The following is an 18,607-nucleotide window of genomic DNA, read 5'->3' as shown; positions in this document are numbered from 1 at the left end:
TTTCCCTCCCCAGGAACATTCGATTGAACATGTGGGAGGAAAAGCCGAACGAGCTGCCAGCAAAGTGCAAGGTGGCGAACATTTTTTTCCGCGTGCGGCGGTCAGCTGCCTGGCAACACGGTCACCCAGTAACGCGTGCGCCGATGCACCTTGAGCGGGAATGCACTTTCCAGCGCGGTCAGCGCCAGGTCGGTGTCGGCGATCGGGAACGCGCCGGAGATCTTCATGCGCGCTACGCCAGGGTCGCAGCTCAACAAGCCGGGCCGGTAGCGCGACAAATCCGCCAACAGCTCAACCAGCGGGGTGTCGATGGCCACGACGCTGCCTTGCGCCCAGGCAGCGACGCTGGCGTCATTGGCACGCAGCGGGCCAATGCCCTGGGCGTTGAACGTTGCGCGCTGGCCGGCTACCAGGCGCATTTCGTAAAACCTGCCGACAGAAACCTCGACAGCTTTCTCCAGCACGGCCACTTCGCTGCGGTGGTCGTCGACACTGACCTGAAACTGCGTGCCTAGGGCGAACACACGGCCATCGCGGGTGTCGACCATGAACAGCCGGGCAGCGTGATCGCGTGCAGTGGTGATCAGCACCTGGCCGCGCCGCAACAGCAAACGCCGTTGCTGGCCATCGAAAAACGCGTCCACCGCCGTGTCGGTGTCCATCAGCATCCGACTGCCATCGGCGAGTTGCACCGTGCGCTGATCACCGACACCCGTAAGATAGTCGGCGGCCCAGACCTGCCGGGTTTCGCTGCGCCAGCCGACACCACCGAGCACACCACCACCCAACAGCACGGCCAGCCCATACAATACCTGGCGGCGGGCCTGCCCTGCGCCGAGCAAGGTCGAAGCGGCGAGGCGCCCAGGCAAGCCGGCAAAGCGGTCGCTGACCGCCAGCATCCTCTGCCACGCCTCACGGTGCAGCGGGTCGCTGTCGTACCAGCCCTGCCAGCGCGCTTGCTCCTCTGTGCTGGCCGACTGGGTGGACAACTGCGCATACCAGCGTGCCGCCTCGCGAACGGCCTGGCGCGGGGCAGGCCCTCGAGTTGCGCCAGCACGAACACCTCGCGCACCTTGGCGCCGAGGCCGGCGAGCATTCGGTCGAGCTCGATCAGGGTTTCGAACACCATCACCTGGGCTTCGGAGCTGGGCACGTGGGTCTCAGGCAAAGCGGCCAGTGCTTCGAGGTAAGCCTGCTCCAACGAGCGACGGCGATACAGGTCGATCATCAAGCCTTTGGCCACCTTCGACAGGTAGTGCCGGGGGGCGCGGATCTCATCGGCGGTACGCGCCTTGAGTACCTTGAGGAACGTATCCTGCACCAGGTCCGCAGCATCGCAGTGGTTGCCCATACGCTTGCGCAACCAGCCGAGCAGCCAAGGGCTGTGTTCGACGTAGAGCGTGCCGACGGAGGCAGAAACAGACGAGTCGGCCGACATGGAGGCTATCTCAAATAGGAATTGCTCTTATTATTGTTTGTGAGCGTGAGGACTGGCAATACCTGTGGCTGCGGGTTTACCCGCAAAGCAGGCGGTGCGGTGGATGGCACCGGCTGTGCAGGTGTTCGCGGCTGAACCCGCTCCCACAAAGTGGGCTGCCCCCAAGAAAGAGCAGACGGGGCTCTGAAGCGTATGGCGACCGGCGCTTCCTTGCAGATGAGGGCGCGTCATTCAACCTGTCAGCTGACCAGGGCGGTGCAGTTGGCCGCATCGCCCATTGCCGTAGAATCGCGCGCCCCAATTTCAACAAGCATGGCGAGAGGGAGCTTCAATGCAACGGGTGATGATCATTGGTCAGCCGGGTTCTGGGAAAAGTACCCTGGCGCGCAAGCTGGGCGAGCGCACGGGCTTGCCGGTCGTGCATATCGACACGATTCATTGGCAGCCAGGCTGGGTGGAGCGGAGCCGGGACGAGAAGACGCGTCTATGCCACGAGGTCGAGGCTCGTGAGCGCTGGATCTTCGAAGGCGGCCATTCGGCCACATGGAGCAACCGCCTGGCCCGCGCTGACATGGTGATATGGATCGATCGCTCGGCGCCGCTTCGATTCTGGCGCGTGCTCATCAGAACGATGCTGAACCGCGGTCGGTCCCGGCCAGACTTGCCGGATGACTGCCCGGAACTGCTGGCCAACCTGCCGGAGTTTTTCAGGTTCATGTGGCGGACGAAAACCTCGTCTCGCAAGGCAATGAAGCGATTCGTGGCGACGGTGCCGTCGGGGTGTCGCGTGGTCTGCCTGCGGTCCAATCGGGAGACCGAGATTTTTCTCGCAAGCATGGGCACGCAGCCTGATGGGGTTGTGCAAGGTCATTAGATGGCGGCGGGCGCCTGCCGAAACGGCGCATCAGAACGTTCTTACCTGCCCAAGGATGGCCCATGGCGCTGACCAGCAAGATCACGACCCACAACCCCGCATGGCCGCAACGGTACGAAGCGGACAAACTGCTGCTCGCCTTGGCATTCGGCGATGAGCTTGTCGCCATGCATCATGTAGGCAGCACAGCTGTCCCGCAACTTGCAGCCAAGCCTGAAATCGATGTGCTGATCGAGGTTTCGGAGCATCGCAATGAGGCAGCGCGGGACGAGGTTCTGCTGACGCTGGGGTATGTACGCGGCAGTGACCTGTCGCAAGGGCACCATTTCTACCGCCGCAATGTTGGCGAGGTGCGAACCCACAAGATCCACATTTGCAGGTGTGGCCATCAATCAGTCATCCAGATGCTGACGTTCAGAGATCTGCTCAGGAACGACAGCTTACTTCGGCAGCGATATCAAGACCTAAAGATTGAGCTGGAAGCCACCAATACCGGCGGTATGGCTGAGTATCTGGAAAAGAAGGGGCCGTTCATTATCGCGGCGTTGCTTGAGGGGGATAACAGGCGACGGTGATGGTCCGCTAGGGGGCGGCAGCTGCCGGTCGCGCACGACCGCTTTCGACCCATAGCTGCCCTTGGCGGAGGGCAGCTAACGGCCAAAAGCGGTCAGTGACAATATTCGCAAAGTCTGCCGCTCAGCTTCCCGAAGACCGATCTCGACTATTCGTTAGGTACAGCACCATCGCTGCGCGAGCCGCATCTTTGACTGCTGCTCCGCGCAGTGCTGCAATGGGGTCACGTTATCCGTATAGGATGTTGCTCCATGCGAGTGAATCTCCAAACACTCCCGACGCGATACCTTCAGCCTCAACCAAGGTGATATTCGCGCCTTTATCAGCCAGGTGTTACGCCAGCGAAGCGCCCACGATGCCGGCACTAATGACAACGACTCGTTTGTCCAGAGCATTTCCCATATCAACCTTCACTCTGTAGACCTGAAGGCGGTTTCAGTGTCTGCCTCTGGTCGATTTCTGCTTGTCGTAAGGGGTAGCAGTTGTCGTCCAGAAAGCAGATGTAAATTTGTCTGAAGTGGCGAAATAGCTGCCAAAATCATCGTGTTAAAACGCCGCCTGAAATGGCAGCAAGATAAGCGCGTGAGTGTTGTTGGCACTGGAGGGTAGCGAAAAATCGTTCAGCTACTACGGTAAGCGTCATCAACGACTATAGTCATTGGTGAGCCAGAGCGAATCTGACCATTCCCCTGCCAACCTGGCCTAATCCAATTCCGCGATTACACGGCGGATCTTCTTGTGTTCCTTGATGCGGAACGTGAACGTTTCGCTGCCGAAATCACTCAGGCTCAGGCTGAGATCGAGGCAGCGTTGTCTTTTTTTGAACCCCTTGATGGTGGATGGAGTTATCCCACCGGGCACGTCGCATCCCACTGAGCACGTCCCAACCACCCATCTATCAAGGTTCAAGCAATGAATACTTTAGAGTTCGATGATGCACAAAAAACCAATGGCGACCTGGTTCAGGGGCCGCTGCCGGCCGGCACTGTCGCGCCCGACTTCACTCTTCACGCAACCCCTGATCAACAGTTGTCGCTGCGTGAGCTAAAGGGAAATCCCGTGATATTGGCGTTTTATCCCGCTGACTGGACTTCGGTGTGCGGTGACCAACTGACTTTGTACAACCAGTTGCTACCCACATTCAGAGAATACGGTGCGGCGCTACTGGGTATCTCGGTTGACAGCGCCTGGTGTCATCAGGCCTTTGCCAAAGATCGGAATTTTCACTTCAGCCTGCTGGCCGATTTCGAGCCCAAAGGGGCTGTGGCACGACAGTATGGAGCGTACCAGTCCCAGCTCGGGGTTTGTAAGCGTGCGCTGTTCGTGATTGACAAGGACGGGGTGGTTGCCTGGAGCTACGTCTCCCCGATGGCAATCAACCCTGGTGCGGACGGTATTCTGGATGCGCTGGATGCTTTGGCGAATTCGCCACAAAGCACGCCAACCAAAAATTAACAGGTGATTAGATGGCCACTCTCAAAGTCCCGGTAAGTGCCAACGACCATCGCCAGGGAAGTGCGCATGCCAAGGTCACCTTGGTCGAATTTGGCGACTATGAATGTCCCTATTGCGGTGAAGCTTATTGGATGGTCAAGAATCTGCAACAGCATTTTCGCGATGACTTGCTGTTTGTGTTCCGTAACTTCCCTCTGACCACCGCTCACCCCCATGCATTGGGTGCAGCGGTCACCGCTGAGTATGCCGGGAGTCGAGGATTCTTCTGGGAGGCCCACGACGAATTGTACGAAAATCAGGATCGATTGGGCCTGCCGCTGTATCGCGCCATCGTTCTCAAACACGGCCTTTCCAGGGAGGAATTCGATCTTGCAATGCAAGAGGATACTTACATTCCCAAAATACAAGCCGATTTCAATGGCGGTGTACGCAGCGGCGTGAATGGCACCCCAGCGTTTTACATTGACGGGCTTCGCTATGACGGAGTTCCAGAGTTCATCGGGATGAGTCAGATGATTGAGCTTTTGTTAGTGCGTGGACGAAATCGCTAGAGAGCCAAATCGGCTTGGCATCACCCACATCGGAGCCGAGGAAAAACCAACGTTAGCTTCCTTTTTACATTAAAGAGGTGGGCACGGAGCCGGCAACTAATGAAATCTTTGAAGTATTATGAAGAAAATCGACACGCCACATGGTTGGAGTTGTTTTTTGACCTGACTTTCGTTGTTACGATAGGCCAAGTTACGCACACTCTCGGACATGTTCATGATGGGCACTTTGAACATAAGCAATTATGGACATTCTTACTGCTTTTTGTGCCGCTGTGGTGGATCTGGTCCAGTCACACGATTTACTCCAACAGGTTCGATACAGACAGCAATCTTCACCGTTTGGCAACATTATTCATAATGCTCCTGCTCATTGTGCTATCGGCACGGATCGGGGAAGACTTGGAAGTGAACTACTCGCTCATTATTGCCTGCTATTTTGGTATACGTGCAATCATCAGTGTTATGTATATTTCATCCATTAGTAAACTCGATTCTCGCGGCGAACTTTCCTCAAGGCTTGGCTTCGCCCTATTAGTTAGCGCAGTTATTAGCCTTTCATCCGTTATTTTTGACCCGCCCTTGCGTTACCTTGTTGCTTATATTGGGATTATTCTTGATATTCTGTTTCCTGTATTTTTCTGGACTAAACTAAAACCGTTGCCAGCACACACAGAGCACTTGGTTGAGCGCATAGGCCTACTCACCCTAATCTTATTGGGGGAGTCAATTATTAGCCTTTCCGGAGGCTTATCTAACATTCAATGGGGTTGTTATAATGTGATGGCAGCCATCACCGGATTTATCATGATTTGCAGTATCTGGTGGATCTATTTTGATAGTTTTTACTTGCTGAACAAACATCAAAGCAGTATGAGTGGACACGCCTTAATCTACTCGCACCTTTTTCTTTTTATGGGGCTGGCACTTCTGGCAAATTTGATTAGGCATGCGATCCTGAACGACATTGCGATACGCGATTTCCAGATTATGTCGATCACCGGCATGGCCTTGTTTTTCCTAGGTAAGCAATATGGCTATTTCATAGCCGTGAGTAGAATAAGGAAATACATCCTACAAAACACGTTGATAGTGTTTTCTTTGGGCGGGTTAGTCGTGTTTTTACCCCGCGTCGAGTACATATTGGTCGGCCTGACAGCAACCATGATCTCTTATGTTTTTCTAAATTTCAGATATCGTTGAATCATCATTATCAGACCAGAGGGTGGGACCAAGTGAGCAAGTGGCTGACTTGCGGTTACATGCTGCCCACTACGTCGTTCTCACTGCTCGTGCGCTACTCGCCGCTACCCTTGGTCTATTTGGGTTTGTAATCCTGGTATCGTCGACCATAGTTAAGAGTCTCGGATGCCCCTCTTAGCTATCGCGATCTGATAGCGCCAGCCGCATCGTAACAACAGGAGCCACATCATGGTCAAAGTAGCGTTGTTCGTTCGCCTAGAAGCAAAACCCGGGAAAGAAAAGGATGTAGAGAGCTTTCTTTTGGGTGGCCTTCCGTTAGTGGAGGAGGAGCCAGCCACTACAGCCTGGTTTGGAATCCGCTTGGGGCCGTCCACCTTTGGCATCTTTGACGCATTCCCGGATGAAGCGGGCCGGCAGGCTCATCTTTCGGGCAAGGTCGCGGCGGCGCTTATGGCAAACGCTGCCGAGCTATTTGCCGAACCGCCATCAATCGAGAAGGTTGACGTCCTTGCGGCCAAGCTACCCGGCTAAGCAAACCCAATAGGAAGCTCCAGTCAGTACTGGGAGGCCCACGATGTATTTTGTGAAAATCAGGATAGCTTGGGCCTGCTGCTGTTCCGGGCGGTGATCAATCAAAACACTTGTATTGAAGATAAATGTCATGGCTAAAGTGCCGTGTCCAGGGTTCATGCCATGCTTGCGCGCTCGGTATAAGTGAAAGGATACGCGCGCAAATCGTGTCCAGGGACGGCGTGGAAGCCGCACAGAATCTGCAAGGCAACGTGCTCATCACGGGTTTAGGCTGGGTAGGGTAGATTGTTTGCCGGGCACCGGTCGCTGATGGCGCGAAGATCTCCATCATTGATATAGAACCGGAGGTCATCCGCGCCGTGACACCTTATGGTTTCGTCAAGTGAGCATTCGTCGGCGTAGCAGTGACCGATGTTCAATGAGCTGCCTGACGCGGCTGCACTCCGAACTGCGCAACGATGTGCGTACCCAATTCCTCAATAACTTCCACCGCAGGGCGCTTGCCGTATTTGAGATTGAGAATGACGTGGTCCACGCCGATTTCCTCAAGCGACTCCAGCAAAAAACGTAGATGGTAACGTCCAAGTCTGAACCCCAAATGGATACGTGTGGGTGGCGTTGACGGATTCTCATCGAGATCGATGTACAGCGACTGAGTAAAGGGCTTATACACAGAACCACATTGTTTCGTGACCTCCAGTCGCCAATCTTCCACGACCACCCGCTGCATGTTCGGAATGCGTGGATAGTTGATCCATCCGTTGCTCTCACGCGCGATCCAATCCAGTGACTGGCGACTGTTGCCGGTCACGAGCATTGGAATGAATTGGGTGGTCGGTTTCGGAATCAGGTCTGCACCTTGCATTTCACCAGTGCTCCAGTGGATGGGCTCAAAACTGGTGCTGTGGGCGCGGCGAATCACTTCGTAGTGTTCTCGAAAGATCTCTCCACGCCTTTCTGGATCGACGCCAAACGCCGAAAACTCCACTGGCCGATCTCCCGAAGCAACCCCCAGAATCAAGCGACCAGTGCTCAACTGATCTACGCTGGCTGACGCCTTGGCCGTGTGCAGGGGATGGTGCAGCGGGATGGCGATGGAGGCGGTGCCAAGTGCAATCTCCGAGGTATGGGCGGCCATATAACCCAGGTAAACCCAGGGGTCGAAGACTTGGCCGACATCGCCGAAGCCAGGGTCGCGAAGCGGCACGTCGCGAAACCAGAGCGCGCAGAAGCCCAGCGCCTCGGCTTGTTTAGCCAGTGTGACCTGGCTGAGCATGCTCGGAGTGTCCCCGTCGAACGCCTCCATGGGAAAGAATAATCCAAGGCTCAAATGCCCCTGAGTGAAGGTTCGGCTGAACCCTCGATGCTTCTGGTAAGGAATCGTGCTCGGCCGATACATACGGATTGACCTCATGGCAGAACGTGAACAGCGCCCCCGTTTCCAGAGGTGCTGCGGCATCGGTCGCTTTTGAACGGCAGTGGGGGGACTGGGTCTGGCTTTTACCCGTTGCGCCGTACTGCTGGTCGTGTGGACCGGACTCAGGGGGCAGTTGCTGGCGATAGGCGCGGGTGGTCCGGGTGGGTGTTAAGCGGACGGTCAAAGGAAGTCAGATCTCTCGGTTCTATACCACCAGATGGGCAAGGCGTTCGAGGAATCATTCTATAAGCGTAGGCGGTTTTGCAGCTCTCCGCCATATTCTTACAATCGAGCCGCTGGCGGGCGAAAGTCGCGTATCGAAGGCCGTTATCGGTCGTTTCCTGCCATTCCAGAACGGCCGCTATTGGCCGGTAGCTGCCTTTCGCGAAGGGCAGCTATGGGTCGATAGCTGCCGTCCGCGTGTGGCAGCTTACGACCCCGGCTGTGTGAAAACGCCTGCAATTGTCCAACCTTTTGATCGTCGAGATCGTGGCGGGGACGATCATGAAGCGATTCACTGAAGGTGAGTCTCGGACACAAGTTACGTTGCTGCCGGAGTGCCTGGACGACTACATCACCAAAAAACACCCAGTTCGGGTAGTCGACGTTTTTGTCGATGAACTCGACCTTGGAGCACTCGGCTTCGAGGGTGTCGATCCTGCGGCAACGGGTCGTCCGGCCTACCATCCAGCAGTCCTGCTGAAAATCTGCATCTATGGCTACCTCAACCGGATTCAGTCCAGCCGCCGGCTTGAGCGCGAAGCAGAGCGCAATGTCGAGCTGATGTGGTTAACGGGCCGGTTGGTTCCTGAATCCAAAACGATTGCCGGCTTTCGCCGAGACAACGGCAAAGCCATTCGCAGCATCTGCCGGCAATTCGTAGTGCTTTGCCGCAACCTCAATCTGTTATCCCAGTCGATCATTGCCATCGACGGCAGCAAATTCAAAGCCGTAAATAACCGCGACCGCAACTTTACCCAGGGCAAGATCAAGGCGCGCATGCAGCAGATCGAGCAGAGCATTGACCGCTCTCTTGCGGCGATGGGTTCGGCGGATCGGGCAGCGCTCGAGGTCGCCGGGGCAAAGGCTGAACGGCTGAGCGAAAAAATAGAAAAAGTGAAACAGCAGATGACGAAGCTCAAGGACATTGAAGCCGAGGCTATTACAGTCGAAGCCGTGCAGATCCGATTGGAGCACGACCCAGAAAGATGAAGGTTCGCCGGCAGACGGTGGAGCATCCCTTCGGAACGCTCAAATCACCTGACTTGACCAACGCCTTCCCCATAACTGGAACTGCCCGTCAGCCACCTGTATTGATCGAAACCACATGCCCGGATTGACGGCCGCATACCCTGCACGGGTTCGTTGTCAAACGCTGGAGCATACGCTTTAATGCCAATTTACCATTCAAACAATCGGCGACTTGATGCCTTATCCGTCTGACCTTTCATATGACATCAGTACGATTGCCAAGGTCGAGGCCGTCCCGCTCATTCTCAATATGGTGAAGCATGTCACCGGCATGCGCTTTGCGGCAATTGCGCGTGTCACCGAGACGAGATGGGTGGCTTGCGCCGTCGATGATTCTATTGATTTTGGGCTCATGCCGGGCGGCGAGTTGGTGCTGGAAACGACGATTTGCCACGAAATTCGTCAGCACCACAAACCCGTTATATTCAAGCATGCCAGTGAGCACCCGGTGTATTCAGCCCACCACACCCCTAGGACATACGGCTTAGAAAGCTATGTCTCCATACCTATCATCAGGACAAACGGGGATTTTTTCGGAACGCTCTGTGCTATTGATGAGGTTCCAGCACGTTTTGATGAAGATGCGGTGTGCAAAACACTAACGCTTTTCGCCCAGTTGATAGCTGTTCAACTCGACGTTTTGGCGGACCTTGAGGCCAAAACGATTGAACTGGCCAATGCAGCCGAGACCGGCATTGTCCGTGAGCAGTTCATTGCCGTACTGGGGCATGACCTTCGTTCGCCACTGAGCGCTATCAGAATGAGCGCTGATCTACTGGAGGCCAAGCTTCCCGCCGGTCGCGAGCAGCAGCTTGCCATTGCAATACGACAAAGCTCGCAGCGGATGAATCACTTGATTGAGGATGTCCTGGATTTTTCTCGAGCAAAGTTGGGGGGAGGCATTCCGGTCAAACGGACTTTAGTGGATAACCTGGGTGACGTTTTTACTGGTCATCAATGAAATCATGATGAGTCATCCCAACGTCACAATCCGTCAAGAGGTGGTCATTTCACCTGGGGTGTTCTGTGATGCTGGGAGAATGGGGCAATTGCTTTCAAACCTGTTGGGCAATGCCGTTGCTCATGGGGCGCGTGATTGTCCGATAGACGTGAGCGCAAGCATGCAAGAAAATCATATAGTGCTGTCAGTGATGAACCATGGCCCAGAAATCCCCGACGTTTTGTTACCGCTACTGTTCCAGCCGTTCAAAAGGGCGGCAGGGGGTCGCGGGGAGGGGCTGGGGCTCGGTTTGTATATCGCATCTCAGATCGTAGCGGGTCACAACGGGACGCTATCGGTAACCTCTACGCCTGAGGACGGCACGCGCTTCATAGCGAGGTTCCCTGGCACCTTGGAGTGGACGGAAGAGGGCTAGATGTAAGTCTCGGTTGATAGGTTGCTTCGCCGAACGCCTGGTTGTATGCGCGACAGCGCAGCCATGAGGTAGAGGGCTGCTGTGGCCTGCCGAAGAACATTCGAGCGCGGCCAGCAGGCAAGCATGCAAAGTGGCCTTGCGCTCGATGAACCGCCACCCCATGCCTAGTTCGCGGGCAAGAGGATCACAAAGTTCTTTTTCATGTCTTCCAGTACGGTCCATTTGCCCTTGGCACCCGGTTCGATAATGAACGTGTCGCCAGCGGCCAGTGTGATGGGGGCGCAACCCTCAAGTTCGATGACGCAGCATCCACTCAGGACATGGCAGAACTCCCAAACTTTGTAGTCGATGCGCCACGCGCCGGTGCTGGCTTCCCATTCTCCGGAAATGCGACCTTGTTGTTCATCGTGATAATACTTGGACGTCAGCGTATGAGGCGTGCCTTCCACGACCGCTTCGAAAAAGGGAAGGTCGCGCACCGGTTGGATATCCAGTTCGCGGAATACGGTCAGCTTCTTGTTCATGGTTTTTTCTCGAGCACATTGTGGGTAGGGCGATACATCAAATAGGCTTCACCGGTTACGTTCAGCATCGGGTGCGGAACGATCTGGCAGGTTTTAACAATTTGAAAACCGTGACGTTCGTAGAAGCGGCGTGCACCGTGGTTTTCGGCATAATCAATCAGGCATAGCCCATCAAGGCCAGCGTCCTCAGCGCGTTGCTGAGCGTGGCGAAGAAACTGGACGCCCAGCCCTTGGCTGCGCCAGGCTTCATCCAGGGCCAAGCTGGATATGTATAAGGTGTCGGGTATCTCCATGTCGGAATACGGCGCGAGGACCGGGTCGGTCTCGACAGGCCTGTCAGGGGTCTCGCGCAAAGCATAGCTATGCATCATGCCGATGACGCGCCCTTCGAAAATGGCCATCAGGCAGTTCTTGTAGGAAAAGTCGCCCTGTTCCCTGGCATAGCGAGACGTGCCGACACTCAGCAATGCTTCTCCAGGTGTTGCAAGCTTGCTCCATATGTAATCGGCCATGCCCTCCGATGTCAGTTGAAAGAAGCGCGCAATATCTTGCGCATCCGAGGCATGAGCGGGTCTGAAGTCGATAAGCATGTGCGGTGCTCCCATGGGATCGGGTACTTGATTTTCAAGGATTACCCCTTTGGCCAGGTGGCAGGTTAGGTGGATTCAACGGTACCCATCATGCTCTGGGCGAACACCGTCAGCACGGCATGCGACGCTGCTTCAGCTCGGTAAAGTGAAACCCTGCGCACTGGCGCTGGGATTGGGAGATCTGCGCGGGTGAGCCGTTCACGCGGCTCGATGAGGCGTTGCAAGCCTGCGCCAATCGGCTGGGCGACGCTTGCTGGTTACTGTCAGCCGTGCCGCCAGGTCGCTGGCTGGCCTGGCTGATGAGCTCATCATTGCGGATTCCACGCCATTCGGACACTCAGCCCACGCTGATCCGGACACCTGTTCCACGCTCATTCGGACAGGCAGTCGGAGCGCAGCGACGCAGGGGTGGCATTGTTAGTCCGGGTTGGCTGGCGTCGTCAATTTCTGCGTCCGTTTGCGCATTGATTCACCCTTCAGATTGATCCGATAAGCGTTGTGCACCAGGCGGTCGAGGATGGCATCGGCCAGGGTCGGATCGCCGATCAGTTCGTGCCAGTTGTCCACCGGCATCTGGCTGGTGACGATGGTCGAGCGCTGGCCGTAACGGTCGTCCAGTAGCTCCAGCATGTCGCGCCGTTGCTCGCCGGTGAACGGGGCCAGGCCCCAGTCGTCGAGGATCAGCAGGTCGGTCTTGGCGTAGCTGCTCATCAGCTTGGCGAAGCGGCCGTCGCCATGGGCCAGACCCAGTTCTTCCAGCAAACGTGGCAGGCGCAGGTAGCGCACGCTGTAGCCCTCCCGGCAGGCCTGGTGGGCCAGGGCGCAGGCCAGCCAGGTTTTACCGACACCGGTGGGGCCGCCGATGATCAGGTTGAGGCCGTCGCGCAGCCACTGACCACTGCTCAGTTGCAGGATCAGCGCCTTATCCAGTCCGCGCGGGCTGCGGTAGTCGATGTCTTCGAGGCAGGCGTTGTGCTTGAGCCGGGCCTGGCGCAGGCGGCTGCTCAGGCGCTTGTCATCGCGTTCGGTCAGCTCGCGGTCGACCAGCAGGCCGAGGCGTTCTTCGAAGCTCAGGCTGTCGATGTCCGGGGTTTTCAGTTGTTCATTCAGCGCCTTGAGCATGCCGTGCAGGCGCAGGGTTTGCAGCTTGTCCAGGGTCGGATGGGGCAGCATGGTGGGATTCCTTGGGGTCAGTGGTAGTAGGCGGATCCGCGCAGGTTGGCGTGGTCGTCCGGTAGTAGCGGCAGGTTGGTTTGAGCTAGCGGCAGGTTTTCCAGCCCCTGGCGCAGGATCGATTCGAGGCTCTTGTAGCTGCACGTGCCGAGGCTGATGGCGCGACGGCAGGCCAACTCCAGACGCGCCTCACCGTGGGTTTTACCCAGGCGCAGGATGCCCAGGCAGGCCCGGTAGCCCTGCTGCGGATGGATGCGCCGTTCGAGGATGTGCCGGATCACGCCGGCGGTGTTCGGCCCGGTCTGCTCGGCCCAGCGGATCAGCCGTTGCGGCGTCCACTCGGCATGCTCGCGATGGCTCTTGGGCATGTGCTCGGCCTGCGTGCTGTGCCTGCCCTTGTGCATTGAGCGCAGGTGGCTGGCCACTCGCTGGTTGGCGTGGAAAAACTCGACGGTGCGCGCCGTCAGGCGCACCTCCAGCTGCTTCTTCACCAGTTGATACGGCACCGAGTAGTAATGCCCATCGACCTCGACGTGGTAGTCGATGTGCACCCGCGCCTTCTTCCACTCGGCGTAGACGTAGGGTTGCTCCGGCAGGGGGCGCAGCGCCGGACGATCCAGGCTGTCGAAGGCCGACTGCCGGGAGCCCGGCAGCTTCTTGAACGGGCGTTGGTTGAGCCGCTCCAGCAGCCCGGCGATGGCCGTGTTGAGTTCATCCAGGGAGAAGAACTGCCGATTCCTCAGTGCGGCGAGGATCCAACGCTCGACCACCTGCACGCCGACTTCGGCCTTGGCCTTGTCGCGCGGTTTGCGTGCCCGCGCCGGCACCACCGCCACGCCATAGTGCTCGGCCAGATCGCGGTAGCTCGGGTTGATGTCCGGCTCGTAGCGGTGACTCTTGCTCACCGCGCTGCGCAGGTTGTCCGGCACCACGATCTCCGGCACGCCGCCGAGGAAGGCGAAGCAGCGGGCATGGGAGCCTAGCCAGTCCGGCAGCTGCTGCGACCAGGTGGCTTCGGCGAAGGTGTAGCTGGACGCGCCGAGCACCGCGACGAACACCTGCGCCTGGCGGATCTCGCCGCTGTGGCGATCGATAACCGGCACCGTCTGGCCGGCATAGTCGACGAACAGCTTCTCGCCGACGCGGTGCTCCTGACGCATCACCACGTCCAACTTGCCCTGCCAGGCTCGGTAGTGCTCACAGAACCAGCTGTACTGAAAGCCCTGAGGCTGGCTCAGGCGGTACTCCTGCCAGAGCAGCGCCAGGGTCACCCCGGGGCGGCGCAGTTCGGCATGCACCCATGCCCAATCGGGTAAAGGCCGCTTCTCACTGGCAACCGCCGGGGCCGGCGGGAACAGTTGCTGCTCCAACTCGGCATCGGACAACGAACAGGGCCAGGTGAGGCCGCTGGCGGCAAAACGGCAGAGGTAATCACCGGCACTGCTGTGGCCAATGCCCAGGCTGCGGGCGATCTTGCGCACGGACAGGCCGCAGTCGAACTTGAGGCGTAACACCTCTCGGATTTTACGCATGGATAAACGCTCCACAACGACCTCTCTGCTTCGAAAAAGAGATCGATGGTAGTGAATAAATCCTGCGTGGCTGCCTGCCAGAAAAGTGTCCGGATGACCGTGGAGTCGGTGTCCGGATGCTCGTGGAATGAGTGTCCGGATCAGCGTGGAATCACTGTCCGGATGCGCGTGGAATGGGTGTCCGAGTCAGCGTGGAATCCGCACTCATCATCCAGGCCTTGCGCCGACAGGCGATAAAGGCCCGTGAACGGCCGACCCGCAACACAGGATACCCATGAGAAGGGGCGGCATGCCGCTGGCCTTGGTTTCAGGACTATTCAGCGGAGCTGAGGGCTGGTCCATCGTGACCGGCGAAATGCGCCGATTCAAAAATGCGCCGGTCAGTGCTGCGCGCTCTCTACCGCAATGCTTTCGCCGCAAACTTCCAGGTGCTTGATGCTGCGATTGGCGATGGCGTAGTGGATCAACGCGCCCAGGCCTGCACCGAAGAACCAGGAGAACTGCGACAGCGTCTCGAACGCCGGCACAAGCGCCAGCACGATGGCGATCAGCGAAGCCGGGATAAAGGCGGCCACGGCGCGCAGGTTGACCCCGCCGCTGTAGTGATAGGCGGCTTCTGTGCTTTCGCTATACAACTGCGGCAGGTTCACCCGGCTGCGACGTACCAGGTAATAGTCGGTGACGATGATGCCGTACAGTGGGCCGAGCAGGGCGCCCAGGCCGCCGAGGAAATACACGATCACGGATGGGCTGTTGTACAGGTGCCAGGGCAGGATCAATACCGCGATTGCGGCACTGAGCAAGCCAGCGCGGCGGAAGTTCAGCAGGTTCGGCGCCAGGTTGGCGAGCACGTAGGCCGGCGCGACGAAGTTGGCCATGATGTTCACTGCCACGGTGACGATCAGGAAGGCCAGGCAGGCCAGCACCAGGCCGGCAGTGTTCGGGATGGCGGCGACAATGTCGGTCGGGCCCTGCACCAGCTTGCCGTCAATGCTGAACTGCGCACCGGCCAGCACCACGGCGATCAGCGCGAAGCCGAGCATGTTCACCGGCAGGCCCCAGAAGTTGCCCACGCTGATGGTGCGCCGATCCGGGCAGTTACGGGTAAAGTCGCAGAAGTTGAGAATCATGGTGCCATACAGCGAAACCCACAACGCAGCGGCGCCGAGCACCTTCAGCCACTGGCTGGAGCCGGTTGGCGCGTTGCCGCTGGACCAGGCTATCGACAAGCCACTGCGCCAGTACATCCACCCCGCCAGGCAGGCGAACGCGACCAGAATGATCGGCCCGGTGATCGACTCGAAGCGGCGCACCATCTCCATGCCGTAGGCGAAGATCGCCACCTGCACACACCAGATACCAAGGAAGGTGAGCCAGCCCAGGGTCGACAGGCCGAGGATCGAATTCTGGTCGTAGGCCTTGAGGTCCGGAGCGATGGCGGTCAGCAGCACGCGCAGCACGACCGAGGCGAGGTAGGTCTGGATGCCGAACCAGGCGATGGCGATCACCGCACGGATCAGTGCCGGAATCTGCGCCCCATGAATGCCGAAGCTGATCCGGCACAACACGGGGTAGGGCAGGCCGGTCTTCTGGCCCATGTAGCCGGACAGGTTCATCAGGCCGTAGATCACCATCGCGCCGAGCGCGAAGGCGGCGAGGATCTGAGCGCCGCTCATGCCCAAGGCAAAGAGGCCGATGGCGAAGGAATAGTTGGCGATGTTATGCACATCGTTGGTCCACAGCGCAAACAGGCTGTAGCGCCCCCAAGTGCGATTTGCCGCGCGTGTCGGGGCAAGGTCGGCACTGTACAGGCGCGGGCTCAACGCCAGCTGACTGGGCCCAGCCGTATCGGCCGGGAGAGCATCAAGCTGGTCAACATCGGAACGTGAAATCGACGCCATCGGAACTCCATGATGGTTGTGTACTTTTATTTTTGGTCTTGTATACAAACAAGATTCGTACCAACCCATGCGTTCGGTGGCTCCCACTGCTTTATAGCCTTCATCCGGCATAGTCAGCAGGTGCTCCAAGGCTGTAATTGGGAATTTTGTGCACATTTTTTGGGTAAGGTTGTTACCACTCGCACCACGGCTGGCCGTGCGCCGGGCCGGCAGCTTTTACCCGGTGTATTGAGCGGGTGGCTTTGCGGATGATGTTCCGACTAAGCTGGGGGCAGGGATATATGGGGGCTATTGGATGTTGCGTGTACCGCTTGGGCTGAGTCTGTTGCTCGCCGCCGCCATGGTCGAAGCGGCTCCCTTTCAGGTGCCCACGCCGGCCGCACTCAGGAGCCAGCTTGAAAGCCTCAAGCCTGGCCAGTTTCTCTGGTACCCGCAGGTCTCGCCGGTGGGGCCGGTGACCGTTGTGGTCAGCCTTACCGAGCAACGTGCCTACGTCTATCGCAATGGCATCGCCATTGGCGTCAGCACCGTCAGCACCGGCAAGGCCGGCCGGGAAACCCCCACCGGGGTATTCAGCATTTTGCAGAAGAAGGTCGAGCACAAGTCCAGCCTCTACAACAGCGCACCGATGCCCTACATGGAGCGCCTGACGTGGGACGGCATCGCCCTGCACGCTGGCCATCTACCGGGGTACCCTGCCTCGCATGGGTGTGTTCGACTGCCGATGGATTTTGCAAAGAAGCTGTATGAAGTCACCGGTTTCAGCTCAACCACAGTCATCGTTTCCGATACCAACAGTGCCCCGGTGGAGGTTTACCACCCCGGCGTGCTGGCGCCGACGGTCAGTGATGGCAAGGCCCAGGGCCCGCTGGTGCTGAGCAACCAGCAATTCTGGGACGACCCAGACCCGACGGCAGGGCCACTGTCGATCCTGATCAGCCGCGCCGATATGCGCGCCTACGTGTATCGCGGTGGGCAACTGATCGGTTCGGCACCTGCACTTTCGCTTGAAAGCCGTCAGCATCGTAGCGGCATGGCGGTGTATTCCCTGCTGCAAAAGCCATCCACCCTTGCCCTCGATGACGGGCTGCCCCTGCGTTGGTCAGTGGTGGGCCTGAGCAACCCGGAGTACGGGAATACGCCCTATGAACAACTGGGGCAATTGAACATCAACCCGGCGTTCCGCCGCCATTTACGTGCGGCGATGGACGTTGGCACGATGCTGGTGATTACGGACTGGGCATCGACCCGGGATACCCGCAGCGACGGCAAATTCACGGTGATCAGCACCGAAGGCAGTGAAGCATCCAAACCATTGGTCAAGAAGTGATCGGCATTGCTGAGATAATCAAGCACAGTAGCCGGTTTTGGCTGCAATCAAGGCAAGAAAAGCCAGTTTTTCACAGGGTATTCCATGTCGATTTTCCAATTATTGCGGGGAGCCTTACGGCTTTCGGTGGCCGGTATTGGCCTGTGTTTTCTCAGCACCGGGCATGCCGCCGATGCGCAACCCCTGCCGAGTGCGGGCGAGCTGCAGCAGTTGGCGCCAAACGCCAGTCTCTCGACCTTGGCACTGGCACTTAGCGCCTATACCTGCGCGAGTCATAGCAACGCGGACAAGCTGCTGACGGTGATCGATTATTCTAAAGCCTCGCGTGACAAACGCCTGTGGGTGTTCGACCTGCGCGCCAGGAAACTATTGTTTGAGGAGTGGGTGGCCCATGGCAAGAACAGCGGCGCGGATGTGCCGACCACGTTCTCCAATGCGCCTAACAGCTTCCAGTCCTCCATCGGCCTGTATGAGACCGGGCAGACCTACAGTGGCAAGCACGGCCGCTCGCTGCGCCTGCAGGGGCTGGAACCGGGGTTCAACGACAACAGCATGTCGCGGGCGATCGTTATGCATGCTGCTGCGTATGCCGACCCCAAGGTAGTACCGGGTCTCGGGCGCCTGGGGCGCAGCCAGGGCTGCCCGGCCGTTCGTCCAGCAATTGCCGGCAAGCTGATCGAGACGCTGCAACGCGGCAGTTACGTATTTGCCTATTATCCTCAGCAAGACTGGCTGAAAAAATCGCGCTTTCTTAACGCCCAGAGCTGTGCGCTGCCCAATCAATCGGTCGCCAGCAAGTAAGCCTTCGCTCCCTTGGGGCAGGTCAGGCCCCGCAAAATGATAGTATGCGTGACGCAGCGGCACTGTGCTGAAGCAGCAGTTGGCTAGCCG

The 18,607-nt window shown here is 58.0% G+C and carries 16 protein-coding genes and 6 pseudogenes; 13 read left to right on the top strand and 9 right to left on the bottom strand.

The genetic code is table 11. The annotated features are described in order from the left end of the window. Positions 1-101: 101 nt before the first annotated feature. Positions 102-1,025 (bottom strand): annotated as a pseudogene (locus tag J3A71_RS20630) (FecR domain-containing protein); the annotation flags it as partial. A gap of 65 nt (positions 1,026-1,090) precedes the next feature. Next, a pseudogene (locus J3A71_RS31780) lies at positions 1,091-1,351 on the bottom strand (sigma factor); the annotation flags it as partial. A gap of 418 nt (positions 1,352-1,769) precedes the next feature. Here J3A71_RS31780 and J3A71_RS20620 point away from each other — a divergent pair. Beyond that, positions 1,770-2,312, top strand: a complete 543-nt coding sequence (locus tag J3A71_RS20620) for an AAA family ATPase (protein WP_096425821.1) — start codon at positions 1,770-1,772, stop codon at positions 2,310-2,312. Between the two features lie 62 nt (positions 2,313-2,374). Further along, positions 2,375-2,887 (top strand): GrpB family protein, encoded by a 513-nt coding sequence (locus J3A71_RS20615; protein WP_023047155.1) that lies wholly within the window; start codon positions 2,375-2,377, stop codon positions 2,885-2,887. Between the two features lie 229 nt (positions 2,888-3,116). Here J3A71_RS20615 and J3A71_RS31510 read toward each other — a convergent pair. Next, positions 3,117-3,287, bottom strand: a pseudogene (locus J3A71_RS31510) (FAD-dependent oxidoreductase); the annotation flags it as partial. A 184-nt stretch (positions 3,288-3,471) separates the two neighbouring features. Between J3A71_RS31510 and J3A71_RS31775 the strand changes: the two are divergent. The 6 genes and pseudogenes from J3A71_RS31775 to J3A71_RS31505 form a co-directional block, all read left to right on the top strand. Continuing rightward, positions 3,472-3,761, top strand: a pseudogene (locus J3A71_RS31775) (TolC family protein); the annotation flags it as partial. 36 nt (positions 3,762-3,797) lie between these two features. Next, positions 3,798-4,340, top strand: coding sequence for a redoxin domain-containing protein (locus J3A71_RS20610; protein ID WP_019751018.1), 543 nt, complete (start codon positions 3,798-3,800; stop codon positions 4,338-4,340). An 11-nt stretch (positions 4,341-4,351) separates the two neighbouring features. Further along, complete coding sequence (locus J3A71_RS20605; RefSeq protein ID WP_070086726.1) at positions 4,352-4,891, top strand: thioredoxin domain-containing protein; 540 nt, start codon at positions 4,352-4,354, stop codon at positions 4,889-4,891. A gap of 99 nt (positions 4,892-4,990) precedes the next feature. Next, on the top strand, positions 4,991-6,091 hold the full coding sequence (locus tag J3A71_RS20600) for a low temperature requirement protein A (RefSeq protein WP_209953178.1): 1,101 nt from the start codon (positions 4,991-4,993) through the stop codon (positions 6,089-6,091). A 228-nt stretch (positions 6,092-6,319) separates the two neighbouring features. After that, positions 6,320-6,622 carry a hypothetical protein gene (locus tag J3A71_RS20595; RefSeq protein ID WP_023047152.1) on the top strand — a complete coding sequence of 101 codons (303 nt, stop codon included), beginning with the start codon at positions 6,320-6,322 and terminating at the stop codon, positions 6,620-6,622. 194 nt (positions 6,623-6,816) lie between these two features. Next, positions 6,817-6,999 (top strand): annotated as a pseudogene (locus tag J3A71_RS31505) (potassium transporter); the annotation flags it as partial. 38 nt (positions 7,000-7,037) lie between these two features. On the opposite strand, the gene J3A71_RS20590 reads toward J3A71_RS31505, so the two are convergent. Continuing rightward, on the bottom strand, positions 7,038-8,021 hold the full coding sequence (locus J3A71_RS20590; protein WP_209953177.1) for an LLM class oxidoreductase: 984 nt from the start codon (positions 8,019-8,021) through the stop codon (positions 7,038-7,040). Between the two features lie 522 nt (positions 8,022-8,543). Here J3A71_RS20590 and J3A71_RS20585 point away from each other — a divergent pair. The 3 genes and pseudogenes from J3A71_RS20585 to J3A71_RS31500 form a co-directional block, all read left to right on the top strand. Then, a pseudogene (locus J3A71_RS20585) lies at positions 8,544-9,197 on the top strand (IS1182 family transposase); the annotation flags it as partial. Positions 9,198-9,465: 268 nt separating this feature from the next. Next, positions 9,466-10,251: a histidine kinase dimerization/phospho-acceptor domain-containing protein gene (locus tag J3A71_RS20580; protein ID WP_245353448.1), complete on the top strand. Its 786-nt coding sequence runs from the start codon at positions 9,466-9,468 to the stop codon at positions 10,249-10,251. Beyond that, positions 10,226-10,666 carry an ATP-binding protein gene (locus J3A71_RS31500; RefSeq protein WP_348636165.1) on the top strand — a complete coding sequence of 147 codons (441 nt, stop codon included), beginning with the start codon at positions 10,226-10,228 and terminating at the stop codon, positions 10,664-10,666. The genes J3A71_RS20580 and J3A71_RS31500 overlap by 26 nt, the downstream gene beginning before the upstream one ends. Before the next feature lie 164 nt (positions 10,667-10,830). On the opposite strand, the gene J3A71_RS20575 is transcribed toward J3A71_RS31500, so the two are convergent. The 5 genes from J3A71_RS20575 to J3A71_RS20555 all read right to left on the bottom strand — a co-directional run bounded on the left by J3A71_RS20575 (position 10,831) and on the right by J3A71_RS20555 (position 16,386). Then, a complete protein-coding gene (locus J3A71_RS20575) occupies positions 10,831-11,190 on the bottom strand; it encodes a cupin domain-containing protein (RefSeq protein WP_023047148.1) in 360 nt (119 codons plus the stop codon). After that, positions 11,187-11,780, bottom strand: coding sequence for a GNAT family N-acetyltransferase (locus J3A71_RS20570; protein ID WP_023047147.1), 594 nt, complete (start codon positions 11,778-11,780; stop codon positions 11,187-11,189). Before J3A71_RS20570 ends, J3A71_RS20575 begins: the two co-directional genes overlap by 4 nt. A gap of 417 nt (positions 11,781-12,197) precedes the next feature. Then, positions 12,198-12,953, bottom strand: a complete 756-nt coding sequence (gene istB / locus J3A71_RS20565; protein ID WP_019437637.1) for an IS21-like element ISPpu7 family helper ATPase IstB — start codon at positions 12,951-12,953, stop codon at positions 12,198-12,200. A gap of 17 nt (positions 12,954-12,970) precedes the next feature. Further along, positions 12,971-14,485, bottom strand: coding sequence for an IS21-like element ISPpu7 family transposase (gene istA / locus J3A71_RS20560; RefSeq protein ID WP_019437638.1), 1,515 nt, complete (start codon positions 14,483-14,485; stop codon positions 12,971-12,973). A gap of 380 nt (positions 14,486-14,865) precedes the next feature. Then, positions 14,866-16,386 (bottom strand): NCS1 family nucleobase:cation symporter-1, encoded by a 1,521-nt coding sequence (locus J3A71_RS20555; RefSeq protein ID WP_096425827.1) that lies wholly within the window; start codon positions 16,384-16,386, stop codon positions 14,866-14,868. Positions 16,387-16,681: 295 nt separating this feature from the next. On the opposite strand from J3A71_RS20555, the gene J3A71_RS20550 reads away from it, so the two are divergent. Both J3A71_RS20550 and J3A71_RS20545 read left to right on the top strand, forming a co-directional pair. Further along, positions 16,682-17,716 (top strand): L,D-transpeptidase, encoded by a 1,035-nt coding sequence (locus tag J3A71_RS20550; protein WP_096425828.1) that lies wholly within the window; start codon positions 16,682-16,684, stop codon positions 17,714-17,716. 84 nt (positions 17,717-17,800) lie between these two features. Continuing rightward, the gene (locus J3A71_RS20545) at positions 17,801-18,517 is read left to right on the top strand and encodes a murein L,D-transpeptidase catalytic domain family protein (RefSeq protein WP_096425829.1); all 717 of its coding nucleotides are present in this window, start codon (positions 17,801-17,803) and stop codon (positions 18,515-18,517) included. The last annotated feature ends 90 nt before the right edge of the window (positions 18,518-18,607 follow it).

Origin of the sequence: Pseudomonas sp. PvP089 (assembly GCF_017875165.1) — a bacterium.
GTDB lineage: Bacteria > Pseudomonadota > Gammaproteobacteria > Pseudomonadales > Pseudomonadaceae > Aquipseudomonas > Aquipseudomonas fortuita.
Note: the sequence above shows the minus strand (reverse complement) of the source record. Positions and strands in the feature narration are given on the sequence as shown.